Origin of the sequence: Micromonospora globbae, assembly GCF_036184225.1 — a bacterium.
Taxonomy (GTDB): domain Bacteria; phylum Actinomycetota; class Actinomycetes; order Mycobacteriales; family Micromonosporaceae; genus Micromonospora; species Micromonospora globbae.
Window position 1 is genome coordinate 1,574,757 of sequence record NZ_CP108084.1, and the last position, 21,849, is coordinate 1,596,605.

Sequence of the window (21,849 nt, forward strand, 5' to 3'; positions counted from 1 at the left end):
CGGGGTCGGCAGGCGGCGGGCCCACCACCAGGAAAGCGGCCGGCGGGCGCACCACGAGGGAACCGCCCGGCACGGCGGGACGGGCGGTGTCGCGGCTAGGCCGCGCGCAGTTGCCGGTGCATGGCGATGTCGTCCACGCGGTGCAGCGTCTCCGCGTTCCGCGGCCGCAGGATCAGCGACAGCACGGCCTCGGGAACGAGGCGGGTGACGCCGGCGGCCGCCATCCAGCCCATCCGGAGCCGGGTCGCGGTGTCCGAGACCGGCTCCAGCGTGAGCCGGACCCGCGCGGTGCCGAGCGGTCCGGCGTGCGCCTCGAGTTCGAGCAGCCGGTTCGGCTCCATGGCGCGGACCACCGTCTGGTCCTCGATCTGCACGGGCCACGGGCCGATCCGGTGGTGCACCCGCGCGCCGACCGCCGGCCAGCGTTCGTCGACGGCCCGCACGTGCGCGGCGCCGACGACCCAACTGGCGTAGCTCCAACCATCCGCGAGCACGGCGAAGACCCGCTCGGGCGAGGTACGGATGGTCCGACTGACTTCGATCATCACGTCTCCTCCGCGTGCCGTACGCCTTCCCGGTCCGTGCCGGGGCAAACGACGGCGGTGTGACCTGCCTCCTCCCGGTGGTTCCGACGACGGACGCCGTTGTAACGTCATTCATCGTGAAAACCCTGGGAGCGGGGCCCGTCGGGGAGACCATCGATCCCACCCGGCACCGGGCCCTCGGCACCGCGAGCCGCGCCTCGATCCTCGAACTCGTGCGTGAAGCCGGCGGCGGCCTGACGATCGCCGAGGTGGGCGAGCGGACCGGGCTGCACCCCTCCACCGCGCGCAGCCACCTCGACCGGCTCGTGGACGCCGGTCTCCTCGTCAAGGCGCGCGCCAGTGGCGGGCAGCCCGGACGGCCGGCGTGGCGCTACCGGGCCGCCACGGGGGAGGCCCCTGCACCGGCGCCGTACCGGGCGCTCGCCGCCGCCCTGCTCGACCACCTCGCCCGTCAGGGCCGGGGTGACGTCCGGGCCGAGGCCACCCGCGCCGGGCAGGACTGGGGCCGCCACCTCGCCGCGGCCACCCCGGCGGGCGGGAACCCCGTCGACACCCTGCTGGCGGTGCTCCGTGGCCTGGGCTTCAACCCCGGCCTGCACCCCACGGCGGACGGGAGCACCGAGATCCACCTGTCCACCTGTCCGTTCCTCGAACTGGTGAACCGCAACCCCGACGCCATCTGCGCGCTGCACGTCGGCGTCGTGCGCGGCGTCCTCGACCACGCCGGGGCCGGGACGAGCGGAGCCGTGCTGGAACCGTTCGGCGCGCCGACCGCCTGCGTGGTGCGACTCACCCTGCCGCCGAGCGTCCGCCCACCGGCATGACCACCCGACCGGACACGACGCGCCCGGGGCGGCGTACCCACCCGCCGGCCGACCCAGGCGGCCGCAGCGCCAACCCCGGCCGCCTGGTGCGCCGGTTCGTGCCCCCGCAGCACGGCGCCTGGGCGATGCTGCTGCTGCCGTACGTCGTCGGGGTCGCGCTGGTCGGGCCGCGCTGGCCGCATCTGCCGCTGCTCGTCGCCTGGCTGGCCGGCTACCTGCTGTCGTACTACGCCTTCCAGGCCGTCAAGAGCCGCCGGCCGCGCCGCTTCGCCGCGCAACTGCGGGTGTACGCGCTCGTCACGGCGCCCCTCGCGCTGACGGTGGTCGTCGCCCGGCCCGCCGTGCTCTGGTACGCCCCCGCCTACGCCGTGCTGCTCGCCATCAACGCCTGGTACGCCTGGAGGCGACGCGAGCGGGCCCTGCTGAACGACCTCGCCTCCGTGGCGCTGAGCGGCGTGATGCTCCTCGTCGTGGCCACCGTCGCCGGCGTGGCGCCGGTGCGGGTCCTGCCGGCGTTGGCGGCCCTGCTGCTCTACCTGGCCGGCACGGTCCTCTACGTCAAGACCATGATCCGGGAGCGGGGGAGCACCACCTACCTGCGCGCCTCGATCGCGTACCACCTGGCGGCGCTCGTGGCGGCGACCCTGCTCGACGTGCTGCTCGCGCCGGTCTTCCTGGTGCTGCTCGTCCGGGCGGCGGTCCTCCCGGCCCGTCGGCTGCGGCCCGCCCAGGTCGGCGTCATCGAGATCGTCTGCTCCCTGCTCGTGCTCGCCGCCGTGCTGGTCGCGTCCTGACCGACGGCCGGCCCCGCACCGTCGCGTCCGCCCGGACCGGCCGGGACGGTGTCGTGGGCTTCGTGCCGACCGCCGCCGCGCTCAGTCCCCTGCCCTGATCCCTGAGCCGGACGACTGCGGCCGGCCGTCCGGCCAGTTCTTCGTGAAGATCCAGTCGAGGCCGTCCTCACCGGCGGTGTCGAGGCACGCGGCGCGTCGCAGCCCGCTGCGTGTGGCGACCGTGGCGGAGGCGACGTTCGCGGGCCGGACCCGCGCGATGACGGGGCGACCCGGCAGATGCGTGGCGGCCCAGTCGACGACCGCGGTCGCGGCTTCCGTGGCCACCCCGTCGCCCCAGGCGGCGGGGGCCAGGCGGTAGAAGAGGTTGAGCACCTCACGACCGGCCAGGTGCATCACCTTGAGGCCGCAGAAGCCGAGGCTGAGGCGCTCGTCGTCGGCCTCCCGGGGGTGGACGACCCAGTAGCCGAAACCGTGGTGTCGCCAGTGCTGGTCCCACCGGCGGTAGAGGTCCTCCGCGTCCGCCTGGCTGGTGAGCAGGTCAGCCGGGTTGTGCGCGCATGCCCTCCGGTCACTGTGGACGCGGTAGATGGCGCCGATGTCGGCGGGGGTGGGGCGCCGCAGGGACAACCGCGCGGTCGACAGTTCTTCGTTGCCGCCCATGGCGTCCATCCTCCCAGGGCGGGACGGTCGGGCCGGTGCCGGCGCTCCCGACACCGGCCGCCGCGGTGCGCTGGTCGGGGACCGTCAGTCGCGCAGCATCCCCGGCCCGAACACCTCGTACGCGATGCGCTCCGGCGGCACACCCCGGCGCAGCAGGCCGCCCCGGACCAGGCTCATGAACGGCACCGGCCCGCACAGATGCACCCGCGCCCCGGGGGAGAGCGGGATCCGGGCCGGGTCGACCAGCCCCTCGGCCACCTCGGCCTTCAGCCCGGCCAGCTCCCCGTCGGTCGCGTCCTCGTACCACAGCCGTACGGACAGGTTCGGCAGCCGCTCCTGGAGCCGGGGCAACTCCTCGCGGCGCGCGTGCGCGGAGGGCGTCCGGTCGGCGTGCACGAGCACCACCTCCCGCTCCGGCTCCGTGGCCGCGAGGTGTTCCAGCGCCGACAGGGCCGGGGTGAGCCCGATGCCGGCGCTCACGAGCAGCAGCGGACCGCCGTCGCCGAGCGCGCTGACCTCGCCGAACGGCGGGCTCAGCCGCAGTGTGTCGCCCGCGGCCACCCGCTCGTGCAGGTACGTGGAGACCATGCCGTCCGGCGCGTCACCGGCGCCGCGTACGCGCTTGACGGTGATCCGCCAGTCGGGAGCGCCCGGCCGGCCGGAGAGGCTGTACTGCCGGATCTGCTGCCCCCGACCGCCGTCCAGGTCGACCGCCACCGAGACGTACTGCCCCGGCGTGAACGCGGGCGCGGGAGCGCCGTCGGCCGGGACCAGGGTGAACGAGACGACGTCGGCCGTCTCCCGGGTCCGGGCCACCACCCGCCAGTCCCGCCACACCGCCCCGTCCTCGGCCACCCCGGCCAGGGTGTAGAGGCGGGCCTCCCGGGCGATCAGCTCGCAGGCGAGCAGCCAGTACACCTCGTCCCAGGCGGCCGCGACCTCGGCGGTGACGGCGTCGCCCAGCACCTCGCCGACGGCGGCGAGCAGGTGCCGCCCGACGATCGTGTACTGGGTGGCCGTGATGCCCAGCGAGGCGTGCTTGTGCGCGATCCGGTCCAGGATCGGACCCCACGGCACGCGCCCGTCGCCGGTCAGGTGCTCGGCGTAGGCGACCACGGCGGCGGCGAGGGCGGCCTTCTGCTGCCCGGTCGCCTGGTTGCCCCGGTTGAAGACGTCCAGCAGTTCGGGGTGGGCGTCGAACATGCGCTGGTAGAACCGGCCCGTGATCGCCTCCCCGTGGGCCTGGACGGCGGGCAGGGTCGCGGTGACCACCGCGGCTGAGGATTCCGAGAGCACGACTACTCCTTCCGGCGTGGATGAGGTCGACCTCCACGGAACAGAAACGCAACACCGCGGATCAGGGCCGAAGGTCCCGGGACCGCGTAGCGCCGCTCACACCCGCCCCCGCGCCCGCGACGACCGGCGGCGCGGCCGGCAGGGGCCGGCGGGCGGTCTCGGACGCGCGGTGACCGCGATGCGCCGGGCAGCGCGGTGGACGTCGGCCCGTACGCGGCCGCCGGCCGCCGTGGTGGCCGGTGCGGGGATCACGCCGAGGTGCCGGGCCGGGTGGCGCACCGTCCCACGCCGGGGAGGAAGCGTCCGACCCGGGCGGCGTAGCGGCGGTAGGCCTCGCCGTGGGTGGCGACGAGGTGGGGCTCCTCGACCGCGCGGACCTGTAGTTGCAGTGCGAGGATCAGGACGAGCCAGGCGGCCAGGGCGACGGCGTTGGGCACCATGAGGGTGAGGCCGAGGGTGGTGGCCGCCATCGCGGTGAAGATGGGGTTGCGTACGAGCGCGAACGCCCCGCCGGTGACCAGGTCGGTGCGCTCGGCCGGGTCGACGCCGACCCGCCACGAGGTGCCCATGGCGAGCTGGGCGGCGAGCGTGGCGGCGATGCCGGCGACGGCCACGACGAGGCCGGCCACGTGCAGCCACCGCTCGTCGATTCCGGGCAGTGCCGGCAGGCCCGCGAGGGCGGCTGCCGGGCCCGCGAAGCCGAGCACGAGGCTGGCGAGGAACAGCAGTTTGGCCCACCACCGCAGGGTTCCGGGCGGACCGGCGTCGAGGCGCAGGCCGGTGTCGCTGGTGCGGCGCCACTGCGACAGGGTGCGCCAGCCGAACGCGAGCAGCAGTCCGAGCAGGTAGAGCAGCAGCGCGAGCCAGGGCACGTCAGTCTCCCAGGGGTGTCGGCGTGGCCCGCCGCCAGGCGGACCGGCGCAGGAGCCGCAGGCCGTTGAGGCCGACGATGACGGTGGACCCTTCGTGGCCGGCGACGCCCAGGGGTAGGGGCAGGTCGCCGACGAGGTCCCAGGTCACCAGGACGACGATGAAGGCGGCGGCGATCAGGAGGTTGGCCTTGACGACCCGCCGCGCTCGGCGGGACAGGGCGATCAGGGCCGGCAGGGTGCCCAGGTCGTCGTGGACGAGTACGGCGTCGGCCGTGTGCAGGGCCAGGTCCGATCCGTGGCGACCCATGGCGACGCCGAGGTCGGCCGTGGCGAGCGCGGGGGCGTCGTTGACGCCGTCGCCGACGAGGAGGACCCGCTGTCCCCGGGCCTGGAACTCGCGTACCCGCTCGGCCTTGCCGGCGGGGAGGAGGCCGGCGTGGGTCTCGGCGATGCCGGCCTCTGCCGCGAGCCGCCGGGCCGCGCCGGGGTTGTCCCCGGTGAGCAGGACGGGTGTGGCGCCGGTGAGGGCGGTGAGGGACGCGACCGTGGCGGCGGCCCGCGGCCGGATACGGTCGGTGAAGGCGAGCACGCCCCACGGCCGCCCGTCGACGGCCACCACGACGGCGGTGTGGCCGGCGTCCTGCACGTCGGCGACCGCCCGCCGGACGTCGGCGGCGTCGCGGTCGGGTCGTTCGTCGGGCGGGCCGGGCCGGCCGACGGTGACGCGCCTGCCCTCGACGAGGGCGGAGACGCCGCGGCCCGGGGCGGAGCCGAAGTCGCCGGCGGGCGGGACCGGCACTCCGCGGTCCCGCGCGGCGGTCACGACCGCCACGGCGAGGGGGTGCTCGCTGGGGTTCTCGGCGCCGGCGGCCAGCCGCAGCAGTTCGGTGGCGTCGACGCCGGCCGCGGGGTGGACGCCGGCGAGGCGCGGGGTTCCGGTGGTGAGGGTGCCGGTCTTGTCGAACGCCACCAGGGTGGTGTCGGCGAGTCGTTCCATGACGACGGCGGACTTGACGAGCACTCCGTTGCGGCCGGCGAGCGCGATGGCGGACAGCAGGGGCGGCATGGTCGCCAGCACCACCGCGCAGGGGGAGGCGACGATCATGAACGTCATGGCGCGCAGCAGGGTGGGCTGGAACTCGGCCCCGACGGCGAGTGGGATGCCGAACAGGGCGAGGGTCGCCACGACCACGGCCACCGAGTAGCGCTGCTCGACCTTCTCGATGAACAACTGGGTCTTCGCCTTGGTGGCCGAGGCCTCGTCGACCAGCGCGACGATGCGGGCGATCACCGACTCGCCGACCGGCCGGTGCACCCGGGCCACGAGCGCGCCGGTCCCGTTGAGCGTGCCCGCGAACACCTCGTCCCCGGCCGCCTTGGTCACCGGCAGGGGCTCCCCGGTGATGGTGGCCTGGTCGACGTCGCTGACGCCGTCCAGCACCAGCGCGTCGGCGCCGATCCGTTCGCCGGGCCGGATCCGGATGACGTCGCCCACGGTCAGGCCGGCGGTGTCGACCACCTCCTCGCCGCCGTCGGGCAGGAGCCGGGTGGCCCGTTCGGGGGCCAGGTCGAGCAGGGCGCGCACCGAGTCGGCGGTCCGTGCCGTCGCGACGGCCTCCAACGCGCCGGAGGTGGCGAAGATGACGATCAGCAACGCGCCGTCGAACACCTGCCCGATGCTCGCCGCGCCGATCGCCGCCACGATCATCAGCAGGTCGACGTCCAGGGTCCGCGCGCGGAGCGCGCGCAGGCCGGCACGTGCCGGTTCCCAGCCCCCGGCCGCGTAGCACCCGAGGTAGAGCGCCCACCACAGCGCGGGAGGCGAGCCGAGCAGCTGGGCCGCACCGCCGAGCGCGAACAGTCCGGTGGCGACCACGGCCCACCGCACCTCGGGCAGAGCCCAGAGGCGGGCGACGAGGCCGGGCCCGGCGGGGCGGGTGGCGCTGACCGGTGGCGAGAGCGTCGAGCTGGTCACGAGGAACCACAATACCTGCGTGCATGCGAAGGTAAACAAGCAGCCATGCAGACGAGTAGTGGGGTAGCGGGCTATGGTTGGCGCGTGCACACGTCACTGCCCGACTTCCAGATGCCGAACGAGGAGCAGGTCCACCTGGCCGCCGAGGGCTTCCGGCTGCTCGCCGACCCGACGAGGATCAAGATCCTCTGGGCGCTGCTCCAGGGAGAGTCATCCGTCGCGTGCCTCGCGGACCTGGTCGGAGCAAGCCCCACCGCCGTCAGCCAGCACCTCGCCAAGCTGCGCCTCGCGGGCCTCGTGAAGGGTCGCCGGGAAGGCACCTTCGTGCACTACTCCGCGGCCGACAGCCACGTACGCGCCCTGCTCGCCGAAGCGCTGTTCCACGCCGACCACGCGGACAACCCCGACCGGCACGACGACCAGCCGCACGTGCACGAGCCGAGGCCGGCGGCCAGCCGCGGCTGACCGCGGCCGCGCGATCGTCGCGGCAGGTCCAGGGAGGTCGACCGGCGACCGCCCGACGACGGGTGCGCCGACGTCCGGCCGCGGCCTGGACGAACCTCAGGCCCCCCGGCTGCGCGCGGCGGTCGAGGACACCGCGGCCAGGTCGGGATGCGCGGGCAGAAACACCGTGGGAACGCCCAGCGACTGGTTCATCGCGGCGAGCCGGGACTCGGTCTGCAGGTCGCTGGTGTTGCGCACCCCGCGGACGATCACCCCCACCTCGTGGTGACGGCACCAGGCAGCGGTCAACCCGCTCCAGGCCACCACGGTGATGGTGGTCCAGTCGGCCGGCAGGACGGCCCGGACGGCGGCCGCTCGCTCCTCCGCGTCGGCGCGCGGGTGCTTGGCGCCGTTGACCGCGACGAGGACGACCACCTCGTCGAAGAGGTGGCGTGCCCGGTCCACCACGTTCAGGTGTCCGGCGGTGAAGGGATCGAAGCTGCCGGGGTAGACGGCTCGCACGCGCCGGTGCGCCACCACACGGTGCTGCGCGACGCCGTCCACGCCGCCCGTGTCCGCGAGCGACCGAAGGTGAGCCACGTGGGGCATTCTCCCTCGCCGCCGTCGGGGGCGACCCCCGGGACGGCAGCCCCGGTCAGGCGGCGTCGAACCTGGCACCGACGCGGACGACCGCGCCGCTTCCGATCACTCGGCGAGACGTGTCGGCGCGTCGGTGTCCGCCTCCTGCGACGCGGCCCAGGAGGCGAGCAGGCGCAGCGCGTCCTCGGACGGGGAGGCGGGCTCGGCGGTGTAGATGGTGAGGGTGAGGCCCGGCTCGGCGGCCATCTCCAGCCCCTCGTAGGCGACGGTCAGGTCGCCGACGACGTGGTGGTGGAAGTGCTTCACGCCGGTGCCGTGGTGCCGGACGTCGTGCGCGCCCCATCGCCTGCGGAACTCCGTGCTCCGGGTGGAGAGTTCACCCACGAGGTCGTGGAGGTCCTTGTCGTAGGGGTCGCGGCCGGCTTCGGTGCGGAGGATGGCGACGCAGATGTCGGCGGCGAGGTCCCACTCCGGGTAGAAGCGGTGGGCCTTCTCGTCCAGGAACGTGTGCCGGGCGATGTTGGCGGGGCGCTGCGGCTGGGCGTACGCCTCGGCGTAGAACGCGCGGGCGAGCCGGTTCGCGGCGAGCAGGTCCAGGCGGCCGTTGCGGACGAAGGCGGGCCCCTCGGTGACCGCGTCGAGGGTCCACTGGAGGCTGGGGCGTACCGACCACTGCCGGGCGGTGCGGCGGCGCGGCCGCATGAGGGCGGCGCTGCCGTCCGCGGCCCGGGCGAGGTCGAACAGGTGCGCCCGCTCCGCGTCGTCGAGCTGGAGCGCACGGGCGATGGCGTTCAGGACGCCGGGGGAGACGCCCGCGAGGGCCCCGCGTTCGAGTTTCGCGTAGTACTCGATGCTCACGCCGGCCAGCGCGGCGACCTCGCTGCGGCGCAGTCCCGGCACGCGCCGGTTCGTGCCGGCGGGCAGTCCCGCCCGCTGCGGGCTGATCTTGGCGCGCCGCGAGACCAGGAACTCGCGGACCTCGGTGCGGTTGTCCACGTCTCGACCGTACGTGCCGCCGCTCCGCCAGAGGGTGCCCTGTCGGTACACCTGTCAGGGGAAACTCCCTGAGGCGGGCCGGCCGGGGTTTGCTGGACGGCGTCGCACACGAGCACCGGCCCTCCGGTGAGCCGCTCACGTCTCGGCTGATCACTCCCCGGATGGCGGCAATCCCCCGTCCTGCCGGGGTATGCGGGACGGGTGGCCCGTTTCGGCCGGACTCCGAACTCGAAAGGAAGATCCCCATGCGTGGTGCTGTCCTCTACGGCGCCGGTGACGTCCGGGTCGAGGAGCGCGAAGATCCGCGCATCCTTCTCCCGACCGACGCGATCATCCGCTTGTCCGCGACCTGCATCTGCGGTTCGGACCTGTGGCCCTACCGCGGCGTCGAGGCGGTCAAGGGGCCGGCGCCGATGGGCCACGAGTACGTCGGCGTCGTCCAGGACGTCGGCAGCGAGGTCAGGAACGTCACACCGGGCCAGTTCGTGATCGGCTCGTTCTTCGCCTCGGACAACACCTGTGTCATCTGCCGGGCCGGCTATCAGTCCTCCTGCGTCCACCGGGAGCCGGTCGGCGGGCTCGGCGCCCAGGCCGAGTACCTGCGCGTGCCGTTGGCCGACGGCACCCTGGTGGCCACGCCCGACACCCCGCCGGACGACCTGATCCCGAGCCTCCTGGCGGCCTCGGACGTACTGGGCACCGGCTGGTTCGGGGCCGTGGCCGCCGAGGTCGGGCCGGGCAAGACCGTCGCCGTCGTCGGTGACGGCGCCGTCGGCCTGCTCGCCGTGCTGGCGGCCAGGCAACTCGGCGCCGAACGCATCATCGCGATGAGCCGGCACGAGCCCCGCCAGAAGCTGGCGGCCGACTACGGCGCGACCCACATCGTCACCGAGCGCGGCGACGAGGGCGTCGCCCGCGTCAAGGAACTCACGGACGGCCTCGGGGCGCACTCGGTCATCGAGGCGGTCGGCACCCAGGAGTCGATGATGCAGGCCATCCGCGCCACCCGTCCGGGCGGGCATGTCGGCTACGTCGGGGTGGCCCACGACGTGCGCCTGCCCGGCGACGAGTTGTTCTTCTCCCACGTCCACCTGCACGGCGGCCCCGCGCCGGTGCGTCGTTTCCTGCCCGAACTGATCGACCTCATCTGGAACCGGCAGATCGACCCTGGCAAGGTCTTCGACCTCACCCTGCCCCTCGACCAGGCTGCCGAGGGGTACCGGGCCATGGACGAACGCCGGGCCGTCAAGGTCCTCCTCAACCCGTGACGGCCACCCTCCGGCCGCACCCACGCGCGGCGTACGGGCCGGATGCGCCACCGCGCGGGGCAGGAACCCGCTGGCGGCCGTGTCGCGGGAGGGGTGGGACGGGCGGTGGGCGCGGCGGCGTCAGGCACGGTGCGAGGGGATGGTGCGCCACGCCACGACGGCGGCGGCGACGGTGATCGCCGCCGCGACCAGCGAGGTGGTCTGCATCGCGGCCGTGAACGCCTCGCGCGCGTGGTGAGCGAGCGCGGAGTCCGGTGGGGTGACGGTGAGGGCGGAGGCGAGGGAGTCCTCGATCATGGTGCGGTCGCCGGCCGGCAGGCCGCGCGGCAGGGTCAGGTTCGCGCGGTACAGGAAGGTGACGAGCGAGCCGAGGACCGCGATGCCGAGGGCGACCCCGAGTTCGTAGGCCGTCTCGGAGACGGCGGAGGCGGCGCCGGCTCGGCGGGGCGGGACCGCGGAGACGACCACGTCGACGGTGAGGGTCTGGGCGATGCCGACGCCCAGGCCGATGGGTACCAGCGCAAGCCCGAGCCACAGGTAGTGCTCCGCGCCCTCGGCCCCGGCGACCGCGACCAGTCCCAGTGCCGTGAGTACGAGTCCGATCCCGATGGCGCGTCCCGCGCCGAGCCGCGCCACGACCAGCCCGACCACGGCGATGGCCCCGATCGCCGCGATGGTCGCCGGCAGCTCGGCGAGGCCGGCCCGCAGCGGGCCGTACTCGCGGGCCAGTTGCAGGTACTGCGAGAAGAAGAACAACAGACCGGTCAGCGCGAAGACCGCCACGAAGTTGGCCAGCACGGCGCCGGAGAACGCCGGACGGCGGAACAGGCTGATGTCCAACAGCGGCGTGGCGAGTCGCCGCTGGCGGCGGGCGAACAGGTAGCCGGCGACCACCGCGGCCACGAGCGACACGGCGGTGACGGCGTCCGGACCCGACTTGGCGAGATCCTTGACCGCGTAGACGAACGGTACGACCGCTGCCATGGACAGCGCCGCGGACAGGAGGTCGAACCGGCCCGGTGACGGGTCGCTGGATTCCGGCAGCAGGATCGCGCCCAGGGCCAGGAGGACGATCATGACCGGCACGTTGATGAGGAACACCGATCCCCACCAGTAGTGCTCGAGCAGGAACCCGCCGACCAGGGGGCCCAGGGCGGCTCCGCCCGCGAAGGCGGCCGACCACACGGCGATGGCGCGGGTCCGTTCGCGGGCGTCGGTGAACAGGTTGCGGATGATCGACAGCGTCGACGGCATGATCGTCGCGGCGGCGACGCCGAGCAGCAGGCGGGCCACGATCAACGTTCCCGCGTTCGGGGCGTAGGCGGCCAGCACGGAGGCGAGCCCGAAGCCGACAGCGCCGACGAGCAGCGTCTTCTTGCGCCCGACGCGGTCGGCCAGGTTGCCCGCCGTCACGAGCAGCCCGGCCAGGGCGAGGGAGTACACGTCCCCGATCCACAGGATCTGTGTCGCGTTCGGCGACAGGTCCTGCGTCAGCGCCGGTACCGCGAGGTACAGGACGGTCCCGTCGATGGCCAGCAGCAGGATCGCGATGACCAGCACGCCGAGGGCGGCCCAGCGCCGACGGTGGGGGGTGGTGCCGGTGACCACCGGCGTGGGGTCGTGGAGTCCCATGGCAGAAAACTGTACCGTCTGGTCGGTATAGTTAGGCGGGTTCGCGTGGACCCGCCACGTGGGATCCATCACCTGACCATCGTGTGCCGGAGAGGTGTTGCCGATGGGCCGAACGGCAGGTCGCAGTGCGGGAGACACCCGCGGCATGGTGCTCGACGCCGCGCGTGACCTGTTCCTCCGCCGTGGGATGGCCGCCACGCTCGACGCGATCGCTCAGCACGCCGGCGTGTCCAAGGGCGGGCTGATCTACCACTTCCCCAGCAAGGACCACCTCATCACGGCACTCGTCGAGTCGCTGCTCGACGCGTTCCGCCGCGCGGTCCACGAGCATCTCGATCCGGACGACGACCGCCCCGGACGGCTCGCCCGCGCCTACGTGCGCGCCTGTCTGCACGTGCAGGATCCCGGAGCCGTACGCGAGGACACCATCCTGATCGCCCAGTTGATCACGAACCCCGCGGTGATCGACATCGCCCGTTCCGACGCCCGGCGATGGCGTGACGACCTCACCGCGGACGGCCTGCCCGGCCGCGTCGTCAGCCTCGTCATGGCCGCCGCCGACGGCGCGAGCATGGCCGTCCTGTGGGGCGGAGAGCCAAGCGAAGCGGAGAAGGAGGAACTCGCCCGCCAGCTCATCGACCTGACGCTCGACCCCACCTGACCCCTGCCGGGCCACGAGCGTCCGGGACCGGCGCTGCCGTCCGGGGCGAGGGCAGCGCCGCGCCCGGGACGGCAGCCCCGATCAGCCGGTCAGAAGTCGTCGTCGAAGCTGACCGTGCCGGTCACGCCCACCTGGTACGCGGACACCCGCCGCTCGAAGAAGTTCGACAGCTCCTGGACGTCCTGCAACTCCATGAACGCGAACGGGTTGCGGCTGCCGTACATCGGCGCGATGCCGAGGACGGCCAGGCGCCGGTCGGCGACGTGCTGGAGGTACTCGCGCATGTCGGCCAGCGACAACCCGGAGACACCCTGCTCCAGCAGGTCGGCGGCGAACTGCACCTCGCACTCCACCGCCTCGGCCAGCATGTCCCTGACCTGCCGCTCCATCTCGGCGTCGAACAGGTCCGGCTCCTCGGCGCGTACCGTGTCCACCACGTCGAAGGCGAACGCCATGTGCATCGACTCGTCGCGGAACACCCAGTTGGTCCCCGAGGCGAGGCCGTGCAGCACGCCCCGGGAGCGCAGGAAGTAGACGTAGGCGAACGCGCCGTAGAAGAACAGCCCCTCGATGCAGGCCGCGAAGCAGATCAGGTTCAACAGGAAGGCCCGACGGTCCTCCCGGGTCCGGAGTTCCCGCAGGGCGAAGATGGAGTCGATCCACTTGAAGCAGAACTCCGCCTTGCGGGCGATCGACGGGATGTTCTCCACCGCCGCGAACGCCTCGAACCGTTCCCTCTCGTCCGGCACGTACGTGTCGAGCAGGTTCAGGTAGAACTGGACGTGCACCGCCTCCTCGAAGAGCTGCCGGGAGAGGTAGAGCCGGCCTTCCGGGGAGTTGACGTGCTGGTAGAGGTTGAGCACGAGGTTGTTGGCGACGATGGTGTCGCCGGTGGCGAAGAACGCCACGAGCCGGGACACCAGGTGCCGCTCGGCGGGTGACAGCCGGGCCAGGTCGGGCAGGTCGGAGTGCAGGTCGACCTCCTCGACGGTCCAGGTGTTCCGGATGGCGTCCTTGAACCGGTCGAAGAAGTGCGGATAGCGCATCGGCCGCAGGGTCAGGTCCATGCCGGGGTCGAGCAGCATGTGCCGCTCGCCGGTGCGCGGTTCGGGAATGGTGGTCACTGGCAGGCCTCGCAGCTGTCGGGGTTCTCCAGGGAGCAGGCCAGCGCCGCCGCGTCGCTCGGCGCGACGACCGGGCTGATCACCGGCGCGACGGTGGCCTGCTGGATGCGGGTCGCCGGACGCGACCGCAGGTAGTAGGTGGTCTTCAGCCCGGACTTCCAGGCGTACAGGTACATCGACGAGAGCTTCCCGATGGTCGGGGCGGCGAGGAACAGGTTCAGCGACTGCGACTGGTCGACGAACGGCGCGCGGGCGGCGGCCAGGTCGATCAGCGCCCGTTGCGGCAGCTCCCAGGCGGTGCGGAACAGTTCCCGCACGTCGGCGGGCAGGTCCGTGATCCCCTGCACCGAGCCCTCGGCGCGCTTGATCTGCTCCCGGACCGCCGGGGTCCACAGCCCCCGCGCCTTCAACTCCCGGACCAGGTACGTGTTGACCTGGAGGAACTCACCGGACATGGTCTCGCGCTTGAACAGGTTGGACACCTGCGGCTCGATGCACTCGTAGCAGCCGGCGATCGAGGCGATCGTGGCGGTCGGCGCGATCGCGACGAGCAGGGAGTTCCGGAGCCCGTGTGCGGCGACCGCCGACCGCAGCGCGGCCCACCGCTCGGTCTGCGCCGGTGCGACGCCCCACAGGTCCGGGTGCAGGTCGCCCTTCGCGGCACGGGTTTCGGCGTACGCGGGGTGCGGGCCGAACCGTTCCGCGAGCCCGGCCGACGTCTCCAGGGCGGTCAGGAAGATCTCCTCCTGCACCCGGGTCGACAGCTCGCGCGCCCCGGCGGAGTCGAACGGCAGGCGCAGCGTGAAGAAGGCGTCCTGCAGGCCCATGAGCCCGAGTCCCACCGGTCGCCAGCGAGGGTTCGAGGCCGCCGCCTGCGCCGACGGGTAGTAGTTGATGTCGATCACCCGGTCCAGGAACACCACCGCCGTGCGTACCGTCGCCCGCAGCTTCTCCCAGTCCACACCGGAGGTGGTGACGTGGGCGGCCAGGTTGACCGACCCCAGGTTGCACACCGCGGTCTCGGTGTCGTCGTTCACCTCCAGGATCTCGGTGCACAGGTTCGACAGGTGGATCGTGTTGCCGGGGGCGCCGGTCTGGTTCGACAGCCGGTTCGCGGCATCCTTGAACGTCATCCATCCGTTGCCGGTCTGCGCGAGCGTCCGCATCATCCGTCCGTACAGATCCCGGGCCCGGACCCTGCGGACGGCCTTCTTCTCGGCCGCGCGGTACGCCTCGTCGAACGCCTCGCCGAACAGGTCGGGCAGCTCGGGGGCGTCGGACGGGTCGATCAGCGACCACTCCTCGTCCGCCTCGACGCGGCGCATGAACTCGTCCGGGATCCAGTTCGCCAGATTGAGGTTGTGCGTACGCCTCGACTCCTCGCCGGTGTTGTCCCGCAGCTCCAGGAACTCCTCGATGTCCGGATGCCAGGGTTCGAGGTAGACGCAGGCCGCCCCCTTGCGCCGGCCGCCCTGGTTCACCGCCGCCACACCGGCGTCGAGGGTCTTGAGGAACGGCACGATGCCGTTGGACCTGCCGTTCGTGCCCCGGATCAGCGCACCGCGGCCGCGGACGCGCGACCAGGAGATCCCGATCCCACCGGAGAACTTCGACAGCTTCGCGACCTGGTGGTACCGCTCGTAGATCGAGTCCAGCTCGTCCCGGGGCGAGTCGACCAGGAAGCACGACGACATCTGGGTGTGCCGCGTCCCGGAGTTGAAGAGGGTCGGCGAACTCGGCAGGTACGCCAGGCTCGACATCAGCCGGTAGAACCCGATCGCCTCGCCGGGCGTCTCCGACAACCCGCACGCGACCCGCAGCAGCCAGTACTGCGGCGTCTCCACGACGAGTCGGGACTCCGGATGCCGCAACAGGTACCGGTCCGTGACCGTGCGCAGGCCGAAGTACTCGAACCGGAGATCCCCGTCCGGGTCGACGGCGTCGTCGAGCTTGCGGGCGTTGCGGGCGACGAACGCCGCGGTGGCGTCCCCGATCAGTCCCAGTCCGTGGGCGTACGCGATCGCCTGGCTGAAGCTCGCCACGCCCTGCCCGCGGACCTCCTTGTCCACGTACGCGGCCAGCAGCCGTGCCGCGAGCCGCGAGTACTGCGGCTCCTCGCCGATCAGCTCCGCCGCCGTCTGGATCGACAGCTTGTCCAGCTCGGCGGTGCTCGCCCCGTCGTACAGCCCGCTGATCGTTCGGGTGGCGACCCGCAGCGGGTCGACCTCGTCCAGGTCGGCGACCCAGCGCTCGACCGCCCTGACGATCTTGTTGACGTCCACCGGCTCGGTGTCGCCGTCGCGCTTGCGGACCCGCATCGCCTGCCGACGCTGCTCCGGTGCCGCCTGATCGGCCACCGCCACGTCCTGTGTCGCCGTCACGTCCCCTCCTCACGCCTGTCCCGAGGTCGACGGGCGCGCAGGAGGAACGCCACTGGTCGCCGGGCGGCGAGCCGGTCGGGGGGACCGGCGTCTCAGGGCGTCGGCCGTCCCGCGCGGCCTCCGACCGCCACACGCGACGCGTGCGGCGCGCTGGCAGGTCTTCGGACTCGTGGGCGTGACCGGAGGTCGCCTACTGGCCGTCGCTTCCCAGACCTCGTGGCCCAGTGCTGTGGTGACGGCGGTCGTTCCCACTCACCGCTGCGGGGCAGTCCCGGATTCCCACCGGCTTCCCTCTTGCCTCGACCACCGTGGACCGGTGGCCGAACCAGCTGCACGGACACCATATATGGGTGCGCCCCCAACATGGCAACACCACATGGTGTGTCTGGCGTGTCGCCAGTATCACCGCGGACCCGGGACTCGCACAGGTCGTCGATGGACGGTGACCCGAGGTCGGGGTCGGCCGTGTCGCCGCCCCGGGGATCCGCGGCGCGCCGTCGTCCGTCGCGTGGGCGTCGGGCGCCGGCGACCCGCGTGGTCTACTGAAGGCGATACTCCGCGGGCCCGGCCGACCGCGAACGCGGCGCCGCACGCGCGACACCCGGACGAGGCGACCCCGCCCAGGCACGGTGAGGCGTTACCGATGAGACTCAGCTACTGCCAGGACACGACCCCCGCCGACTGGCTCGTGGGATCGGACACGCCCGCCGAGCAGTTGATCACTTTCGGGCCGTCGGGGTTCGAGGCGTTCGCGCGGCTTCGCTTCATCCCTGATCCCACCCGTCCCGGCCAGCAGGAGGCGGACGCCGACGTTCCCGACGACCACCCCACGGACATCGCGCAGACGCGGCGGGCGCTGCGCCTCCTCGCGCCGTTCACGTCCACCCCGGACGAGTGCTACTTCTGCCTCTGGGAGGGATACTCCGACGCCCCGCTGCCGCCCGAGGTGCAACACGGCCGACTGGTCGAGCTGCCCCACCGCCGCTACGCCCTGCTGCGCGGTTCGCTGGCCGACATCGACGCCTGGGAGGCGGACCTCGGCGGCGGGCAGAACATCGCACCGCCGGCCTTCGTCTGGCCGGCCGACCACAGCTGGTGCTTCGCCAGCGACGTCGACCCGCACTGGGCCGGCATCGGCGCCGAGCGGGCCGCCGTCGACGCGCTCGTCGGTGACCCGCGGCTCGACGTCGTACCGGCCCGGCCGGCAGACCCGCAGCCCTGGTACCGCTGATCGACGAGCCAGGCAGTGTCCGCTGGCTCCCCCCGGGCGGCGATCTGGGATGCTTCGCCCATGCCTTCCTTCCCGCCCACCTTCGCCGACGAGATCATCGCACTGCCCGCCCACGCCCAGTTCGAGGCGTTCCTCGACGAGCACCGAGCCGCGCTCAACGCCTGCCTGGACGGGTTGACGGAGGAACAGGCGCGCCGGTCGTTGGTGGCCTCCCGGACCACGCTGCTGGGTCTCGTGAAGCACGCGACCTTCGTCGAGAAGGTCTGGTTCGACGAGGCCGTCACGGGCCGGTCGCGCGCCGAGATCGGCATTCCCGAGACGTCGGAGGAGTCGTTCGTCCTCGACGACGACGACACGATCGCCAGCGTCCAGCGCGCGCACCGCGAAGCCTGCGAGGCGTCCCGCGGGCGACGTCGTCGCTGGGTCTGGACGACATCCTCCGCGGGCACCGGCGCGGCCCGCTCCCGCTGCGGTGGGTGTATCTCCACGTGCTGCGGGAGCTCGCCCAGCACTGCGGGCACGCGGACATCCTCCGGGAACAGCTCCTCGACCGGTAGCGCGTGGACGCCGCCTCATGCCGCCGGCAGGGCGTCGTCAGTCGCTGCTCAGGAGCATGTTGATGAAGACGAGCAGCTTGCGGCCCGGGGTACGGGGCAGGTTGGGTAGCGGCACCCGTACCTGGCTCTCCACGAACGGCAGCGCCACGGTGACCGGGATGGTGCGCCGGTGGACCGGCGTGCCGAGCCGTACGCTCCACTGCTGCGCCGCCTCGTCGAGCTCGGCCATGATCTCGTCGATGGTGCGCGCGTCGCCGCGTTCGGTGGCGTCCGTGAGCGCGGCCATGCCGGCCCGGAACGCGTGCACCTCGGGCTGTTCGCGTAGCCAGGCGATGACGCGGCCGAGGCTCCAGCCGCGGCGTTCGGCCGTTGCCTTGACGTAGTGCGCGAGCACGGGCGTGGGCACGGCGGGCTGGGCGGCGCCCAGCCACTTCTCCTTGCGCTGCAGGTAGGCGGCCCGCACCTGCTCGGTGAAGACGCCGAGGATGCGGGAGGCGTGACCGTACTCGGGCGAGTCGTCGTGGTAGGCCTTGCTGCGGTCGAGCAGGAGCGCCGAGCCGGCACTCTCCTGTAGCGCGAGGTAGTAGAAGAGCCGGATGAGCAGCAGCGGGCCGTGCCCGAACACGCGCGGCTGCGACCCGAACGCGCTGGTGAAGGCCCGCAGCACGCCGCGGGTCTCTTCGCGGCGGTCCAGGCCGCGCACCACGTCGTCCCAGTAGGTCGACGGATAGAAGTGGGTCCCGGGATACTCGGCGGCGAGCGCCGGGGGTGTGTGACCGCCGGGCAGGACGTCGCGGAGCCGCACGTCTGGCATCTGCTGGAACAGTTCGGCCCCGCGCAGGTAGAGATCCGAGACCGCCTGCGGGTCCAGGTCGAGGATCTGGAAGCCGGGGCCGACGTCGGTGGTCCACTGGAGTCGTTCGCGGTTGGCGTGGATCGTCGGTCCGTCGAGCAGGACACGGTCGAACAGCACGAGACACTCGAGAGCCGCGGCCTCCCACGGCGGCGTGTGCCGCGCGGGGGCGAAGCTGTCCAGGCGCAGCCACAGCAGGGTCGACGTGTCGACCAGTAGAGACGGCGTACGGTCCACCGGGCCCTCCTTCGCTGGTACCTCACGCATTGTGGCGGCCGGCGTCCATCCCCGGTGCCTCGCCGCCGGGAGCGGCCCGTCGGCAGGCTGGGCGACGGCTGACTGTGGTCGCGGTGACGCCGGTCGCCGACCGCCGGCGGGAAATCCGGGTGCGAGGGCCGGTGGGGTGGTCTGTGATCGAGGGATGGCATCACGATGGGTACGCCGGCGGTCGACGAACTCGGCGACGTGCTGCGAGTGTTGGGGGAGTGGCAGCACGACGGCGGGCCCGTGCAGCTGCATCCGGGAGATGTGGGGTGGTTCTGGCGGTTCGGTGCGGAGCGGACGGCGACGGCCACGCGGACGTGGAGCCGGGCCGGGGACGTTCTGGCGGTCGGACTGCTGGACGGCGCGGACCTGGTGCGGTTGGCGTTCGCGCCGGACGCCCTACGGGACGAGGAGCTGGCGCGGCGGGTGGTCGAGGACGTGTCGGCGCCCGAGCGTGGGGTGCTGCCCGAGGGCGCCGTGTCCGTCGAGGTGCCGGTGGGCGCACTCGTCCAGGACCTGTTGTCCACGCACGGCTGGGAGAGCGGTGAGCCGTGGACGCTGCTGCGGCGTGACCTCGGCGTGCCGGTGCCGGATCCCGGTGCTCGGGTCGAGGTGATCGGGCCGGAACGGGCGCACGAGTGGGCCGCCGTCGTGCGGGCGTCGTTCGACGGGTCGACGTTCACCGAGGAGCGCTGGCACGCGATGGCGTCAGGTGTGCCGTACGCCGGCGCGCGGTGCCTGGTCGTTCGCGACGAGCGGGGCGAGGCGGTGGCGGCCGTGGCGGTGTGGTCGGCGGGCGACGGCAGGCCCGGGCTGATCGAGCCGATGGGCGTGCACCGGGCACACCGCGGTCACGGACACGGCCGAGCGATCACGATGGCCGCGGCCCGCGCGCTCCAGGAGTTGGGTTCGTCCAGCGTCGTCGTGTGCACCCCCAGCGCCAACGTGGGCGCCGTCGCCACGTACCGGTCGGCGGGCCTGGAGCGGTTGCCCGAGAGACGGGACCTGCACCGCGCCGCCGCCTGAGGTGTTCGCAGTGACGGTGGTCAGGTGTGGGCGAGGACGGACGGTCGGCGGGTGCGGCGCACGTGGAAGCGGGCGCCGTGGGCGAGGGAGAGACCCAGGCCGGCGAAGGCGAGTCCGCCCACGTGGCCGACCCACGGGGACCAGCCCTCGACGTCGCCGACCGTGAAGCCGGCGGCTGTGGCGACGATGGTGGCGAAACCGTAGGGGGTCAGGGTCACGGCGCCGGCGCCGCCCAGGACGAGCAGCGCCCGGCGTGGCAACCGCTCGCCCCAGGGCCGGGTCAGCGCCGCCAGCAGCAGTACCCCGGCGAGAGCGCCCAGCACGGTGAAGTCGATGCCGTGCCGCTCCATCCACACGAGCACCTCCGGCGCGCCGTCCGCGCGCAGTGCGGCGGCGAGGTCACCGGGTGGCCGGCCGGCGTTCCCGCCGAACGCCCAGTAGGTCTTCATCAGGACGTAGGGAGCCAGCGCGGCGATCCCGAGCCAGACGATCTTGGGCGTCGTCGTCGAGGTCATGCGCTGATTCCACTGCGGCCCGGGCCGCGGAACATCCCTCCGGGGAACCAACCGGCTCCCCCACGAGGGGGACCGACAAGCGCGCCGGCCACGGCGACCGGCACTCAGGCCCGCCGCACGTCGTCCCAGCGCCCCGGGAGGTGCCGCACCACCCGCGTGCTGCCTGTGCAGCCGGACGGGCAGTCCACGTGGTAGTTCGCGGACTGCCGCGCGCCGGCGAGGAGGTACGACAGCCCCACCAGGTTGCCGCTGAGCCGCGCCGCCTCGGCCTCGATCTCCTCGAAGCGCCGCTGCTCGGCCAGCAGCCAGCCGAGCTGCCGGTAGGAAGGGTTGTGGCCCGGTTCGGCGAGCAGGTCCCGGACGAGCTGGGTCGCCTCCTCCAGGCGGCCCTGTGCCGCCAGTAGCCGCACGCGAACGTGCTCCTCGCCCGCGTCGACGGCCGATCGGTAGGCGGCCACGGCCTCGTCGGAGCGGCCGAGCTTCTCCAACAGGACACCGAGGGGCCATCGCGGAACACCCTTCGTACCGATCGCTGACCGGTAGGCGTGAACCGCCTCTTCCATCTGGTCCGCCCGAGCGTGCACCTTGGCCAGTCCGACACCCGCCGTCGCGTCCCCGGCCGCGATGGCTGTCCGGTACGCGGCGACCGCCTCGTCCACGCGGCCTGTCTTGGCGAGCAACGCGGCGAGACGGGACCGAGCGTGTGGCTCGCCCGCCTCCAGCGCTGCCCGCCATGCGGCGATGGCCTCCTCGGTGCGGCCGGCATCCGCCAGCATGTCCGCGAGGCCGCCGTACGCTCCAGGCAGGCCGGCCTCGATGGCGGCCCGCCATCGCGCCTCCGCCTCCTCGACACGGCCGTTCTCCAGGAGGAGGTCGGTCAGGCGGTCCACGTCCCGCCAGTCCCCGTTGCGGGCCCGGGCCTCGAGAATCGTGATCGCCTCGTCCACCCGTCCCCGCTCGACCAGCCAGTCGGCGCGGTCGTCCGGAGCACTCGGCCCATCGATCATGACGGCACCATACGACCTGGATGTGCGACGGCCGTACCCGATTTCCGCGGTCATGGTTTCCCACCGACGGGCAGCTGGCTCGGCGTGTGCGCTGTCCGGCGTGCCGGGCTCGGGAGTGCTGAGCGCGCCCGCGCCGACCAGCCGGTCGAAGAGCAGTCCGTCGACGAACGCGACGAACTGTGCGCTGGCCGCGTACGACCGGTTGCGCCGGCCCCGCACCCAGGCCGTCGCCCGCGCGTCGTGGCGGGCGGGGCGGCTCGGCCAGCAACTGCGCCACCCGGCGGCCATCGCGGTCCGCGACGTCCTGATGCGGCTGACCCCGGC

Annotated in this window: 21 protein-coding genes, 1 pseudogene and 1 riboswitch; of the genes and pseudogenes, 9 read left to right on the forward strand and 13 right to left on the reverse strand. The window is 73.1% G+C overall.

Annotated features, from left to right (window positions below):
* Positions 1-95: 95 nt before the first annotated feature.
* The gene (locus tag OG994_RS06985; protein WP_328852582.1) at positions 96-545 is read right to left on the reverse strand and encodes an SRPBCC family protein; all 450 of its coding nucleotides are present in this window, start codon (positions 543-545) and stop codon (positions 96-98) included.
* Positions 546-670: 125 nt separating this feature from the next.
* On the opposite strand from OG994_RS06985, the gene OG994_RS06990 reads away from it, so the two are divergent.
* Entirely contained in the window at positions 671-1,369 is a 699-nt protein-coding gene (locus tag OG994_RS06990; protein ID WP_328853682.1) for a helix-turn-helix transcriptional regulator, read from the forward strand.
* Positions 1,366-2,163 carry a YwiC-like family protein gene (locus OG994_RS06995; RefSeq protein WP_328852583.1) on the forward strand — a complete coding sequence of 266 codons (798 nt, stop codon included), beginning with the start codon at positions 1,366-1,368 and terminating at the stop codon, positions 2,161-2,163. Before OG994_RS06990 ends, OG994_RS06995 begins: the two co-directional genes overlap by 4 nt.
* An 81-nt stretch (positions 2,164-2,244) precedes the next feature.
* Here OG994_RS06995 and OG994_RS07000 read toward each other — a convergent pair whose 3' ends face one another.
* The 4 genes from OG994_RS07000 to OG994_RS07015 all read right to left on the reverse strand — a co-directional run bounded on the left by OG994_RS07000 (position 2,245) and on the right by OG994_RS07015 (position 6,966).
* Complete coding sequence (locus tag OG994_RS07000; RefSeq protein ID WP_204985148.1) at positions 2,245-2,823, reverse strand: GNAT family N-acetyltransferase; 579 nt, start codon at positions 2,821-2,823, stop codon at positions 2,245-2,247.
* Between the two features lie 84 nt (positions 2,824-2,907).
* Positions 2,908-4,119: a globin domain-containing protein gene (locus tag OG994_RS07005; RefSeq protein WP_120326872.1), complete on the reverse strand. Its 1,212-nt coding sequence runs from the start codon at positions 4,117-4,119 to the stop codon at positions 2,908-2,910.
* 248 nt (positions 4,120-4,367) lie between these two features.
* Complete coding sequence (locus tag OG994_RS07010; protein WP_328852584.1) at positions 4,368-4,991, reverse strand: methyltransferase family protein; 624 nt, start codon at positions 4,989-4,991, stop codon at positions 4,368-4,370.
* 1 nt (position 4,992) lies between these two features.
* On the reverse strand, positions 4,993-6,966 hold the full coding sequence (locus OG994_RS07015; RefSeq protein WP_328852585.1) for a heavy metal translocating P-type ATPase: 1,974 nt from the start codon (positions 6,964-6,966) through the stop codon (positions 4,993-4,995).
* Between the two features lie 84 nt (positions 6,967-7,050).
* On the opposite strand from OG994_RS07015, the gene OG994_RS07020 reads away from it, so the two are divergent.
* Positions 7,051-7,431: an ArsR/SmtB family transcription factor gene (locus OG994_RS07020; RefSeq protein WP_120326875.1), complete on the forward strand. Its 381-nt coding sequence runs from the start codon at positions 7,051-7,053 to the stop codon at positions 7,429-7,431.
* 96 nt (positions 7,432-7,527) lie between these two features.
* Here OG994_RS07020 and coaD read toward each other — a convergent pair whose 3' ends face one another.
* Both coaD and OG994_RS07030 read right to left on the reverse strand, forming a co-directional pair.
* Complete coding sequence (coaD, locus tag OG994_RS07025) at positions 7,528-8,010, reverse strand: pantetheine-phosphate adenylyltransferase (protein WP_328852586.1); 483 nt, start codon at positions 8,008-8,010, stop codon at positions 7,528-7,530.
* Between the two features lie 105 nt (positions 8,011-8,115).
* Entirely contained in the window at positions 8,116-9,006 is an 891-nt protein-coding gene (locus OG994_RS07030) for a helix-turn-helix transcriptional regulator (RefSeq protein ID WP_120326877.1), read from the reverse strand.
* A 245-nt stretch (positions 9,007-9,251) separates the two neighbouring features.
* Here OG994_RS07030 and OG994_RS07035 point away from each other — a divergent pair, with 245 nt between their 5' ends.
* Entirely contained in the window at positions 9,252-10,274 is a 1,023-nt protein-coding gene (locus OG994_RS07035; protein ID WP_120326878.1) for a zinc-dependent alcohol dehydrogenase family protein, read from the forward strand.
* Between the two features lie 120 nt (positions 10,275-10,394).
* On the opposite strand, the gene OG994_RS07040 is transcribed toward OG994_RS07035, so the two are convergent.
* On the reverse strand, positions 10,395-11,906 hold the full coding sequence (locus OG994_RS07040; protein ID WP_328852587.1) for an MFS transporter: 1,512 nt from the start codon (positions 11,904-11,906) through the stop codon (positions 10,395-10,397).
* 103 nt (positions 11,907-12,009) lie between these two features.
* On the opposite strand from OG994_RS07040, the gene OG994_RS07045 reads away from it, so the two are divergent.
* Positions 12,010-12,567 carry a TetR/AcrR family transcriptional regulator gene (locus tag OG994_RS07045; RefSeq protein ID WP_120326880.1) on the forward strand — a complete coding sequence of 186 codons (558 nt, stop codon included), beginning with the start codon at positions 12,010-12,012 and terminating at the stop codon, positions 12,565-12,567.
* A gap of 89 nt (positions 12,568-12,656) precedes the next feature.
* Here the strand turns inward: OG994_RS07045 and OG994_RS07050 are convergent, their stop codons facing one another.
* Together OG994_RS07050 and OG994_RS07055 are read right to left on the reverse strand one after the other, a co-directional pair.
* On the reverse strand, positions 12,657-13,652 hold the full coding sequence (locus tag OG994_RS07050; RefSeq protein ID WP_120327081.1) for a ribonucleotide-diphosphate reductase subunit beta: 996 nt from the start codon (positions 13,650-13,652) through the stop codon (positions 12,657-12,659).
* Positions 13,653-13,687: 35 nt separating this feature from the next.
* Positions 13,688-16,009: a ribonucleoside-diphosphate reductase subunit alpha gene (locus OG994_RS07055; RefSeq protein ID WP_407942599.1), complete on the reverse strand. Its 2,322-nt coding sequence runs from the start codon at positions 16,007-16,009 to the stop codon at positions 13,688-13,690.
* 198 nt (positions 16,010-16,207) lie between these two features.
* Positions 16,208-16,417, reverse strand: a riboswitch (cobalamin riboswitch).
* A gap of 298 nt (positions 16,418-16,715) precedes the next feature.
* Between OG994_RS07055 and OG994_RS07060 the strand changes: the two genes are divergently transcribed.
* The 3 genes and pseudogenes from OG994_RS07060 (at position 16,716) to OG994_RS31535 (ending at position 17,860) form a co-directional block, all read left to right on the forward strand.
* Positions 16,716-17,303, forward strand: a complete 588-nt coding sequence (locus tag OG994_RS07060) for a hypothetical protein (protein WP_328852589.1) — start codon at positions 16,716-16,718, stop codon at positions 17,301-17,303.
* Positions 17,304-17,363: 60 nt separating this feature from the next.
* Positions 17,364-17,648, forward strand: a pseudogene (locus tag OG994_RS31530) (mycothiol transferase); the annotation flags it as partial.
* Positions 17,649-17,770: 122 nt separating this feature from the next.
* Positions 17,771-17,860: a mycothiol transferase gene (locus OG994_RS31535; RefSeq protein ID WP_407942600.1), complete on the forward strand. Its 90-nt coding sequence runs from the start codon at positions 17,771-17,773 to the stop codon at positions 17,858-17,860.
* A 37-nt stretch (positions 17,861-17,897) separates the two neighbouring features.
* Here OG994_RS31535 and OG994_RS07070 read toward each other — a convergent pair whose 3' ends face one another.
* Complete coding sequence (locus tag OG994_RS07070; RefSeq protein WP_120326884.1) at positions 17,898-18,950, reverse strand: hypothetical protein; 1,053 nt, start codon at positions 18,948-18,950, stop codon at positions 17,898-17,900.
* Positions 18,951-19,145: 195 nt separating this feature from the next.
* Here OG994_RS07070 and OG994_RS07075 point away from each other — a divergent pair, with 195 nt between their 5' ends.
* Positions 19,146-20,003 carry a GNAT family N-acetyltransferase gene (locus tag OG994_RS07075; protein ID WP_328852590.1) on the forward strand — a complete coding sequence of 286 codons (858 nt, stop codon included), beginning with the start codon at positions 19,146-19,148 and terminating at the stop codon, positions 20,001-20,003.
* Positions 20,004-20,023: 20 nt separating this feature from the next.
* Here OG994_RS07075 and OG994_RS07080 read toward each other — a convergent pair whose 3' ends face one another.
* Both OG994_RS07080 and OG994_RS07085 read right to left on the reverse strand, forming a co-directional pair.
* Positions 20,024-20,518, reverse strand: a complete 495-nt coding sequence (locus OG994_RS07080) for a hypothetical protein (RefSeq protein WP_120326886.1) — start codon at positions 20,516-20,518, stop codon at positions 20,024-20,026.
* Between the two features lie 104 nt (positions 20,519-20,622).
* A complete protein-coding gene (locus tag OG994_RS07085) occupies positions 20,623-21,813 on the reverse strand; it encodes a tetratricopeptide repeat protein (protein WP_328852591.1) in 1,191 nt (396 codons plus the stop codon).
* Between the last annotated feature and the right edge of the window lie 36 nt (positions 21,814-21,849).

Excerpts from the sequence above, each read along its gene's own strand:
- OG994_RS06985 (WP_328852582.1), bottom strand. The coding sequence starts at position 545 with ATGATCGAAGTCAGTCGGACCATCCGTACCTCGCCCGAGCGGGTCTTC.
- OG994_RS06995 (WP_328852583.1), top strand. The coding sequence starts at position 1,366 with ATGACCACCCGACCGGACACGACGCGCCCGGGGCGGCGTACCCACCCG.
- OG994_RS07000 (WP_204985148.1), bottom strand. The coding sequence starts at position 2,823 with ATGGGCGGCAACGAAGAACTGTCGACCGCGCGGTTGTCCCTGCGGCGC.
- OG994_RS07035 (WP_120326878.1), top strand. The coding sequence starts at position 9,252 with ATGCGTGGTGCTGTCCTCTACGGCGCCGGTGACGTCCGGGTCGAGGAG.
- OG994_RS07040 (WP_328852587.1), bottom strand. The coding sequence starts at position 11,906 with ATGGGACTCCACGACCCCACGCCGGTGGTCACCGGCACCACCCCCCAC.
- OG994_RS07045 (WP_120326880.1), top strand. The coding sequence starts at position 12,010 with ATGGGCCGAACGGCAGGTCGCAGTGCGGGAGACACCCGCGGCATGGTG.
- OG994_RS07050 (WP_120327081.1), bottom strand. The coding sequence starts at position 13,652 with ATGCTGCTCGACCCCGGCATGGACCTGACCCTGCGGCCGATGCGCTAT.
- OG994_RS07055 (WP_407942599.1), bottom strand. The coding sequence starts at position 16,009 with ATGCGGGTCCGCAAGCGCGACGGCGACACCGAGCCGGTGGACGTCAAC.
- OG994_RS07060 (WP_328852589.1), top strand. The coding sequence starts at position 16,716 with ATGAGACTCAGCTACTGCCAGGACACGACCCCCGCCGACTGGCTCGTG.
- OG994_RS07075 (WP_328852590.1), top strand. The coding sequence starts at position 19,146 with ATGGGTACGCCGGCGGTCGACGAACTCGGCGACGTGCTGCGAGTGTTG.
- OG994_RS07080 (WP_120326886.1), bottom strand. The coding sequence starts at position 20,518 with ATGACCTCGACGACGACGCCCAAGATCGTCTGGCTCGGGATCGCCGCG.
- OG994_RS07085 (WP_328852591.1), bottom strand. The coding sequence starts at position 21,813 with ATGGCCGCCGGGTGGCGCAGTTGCTGGCCGAGCCGCCCCGCCCGCCAC.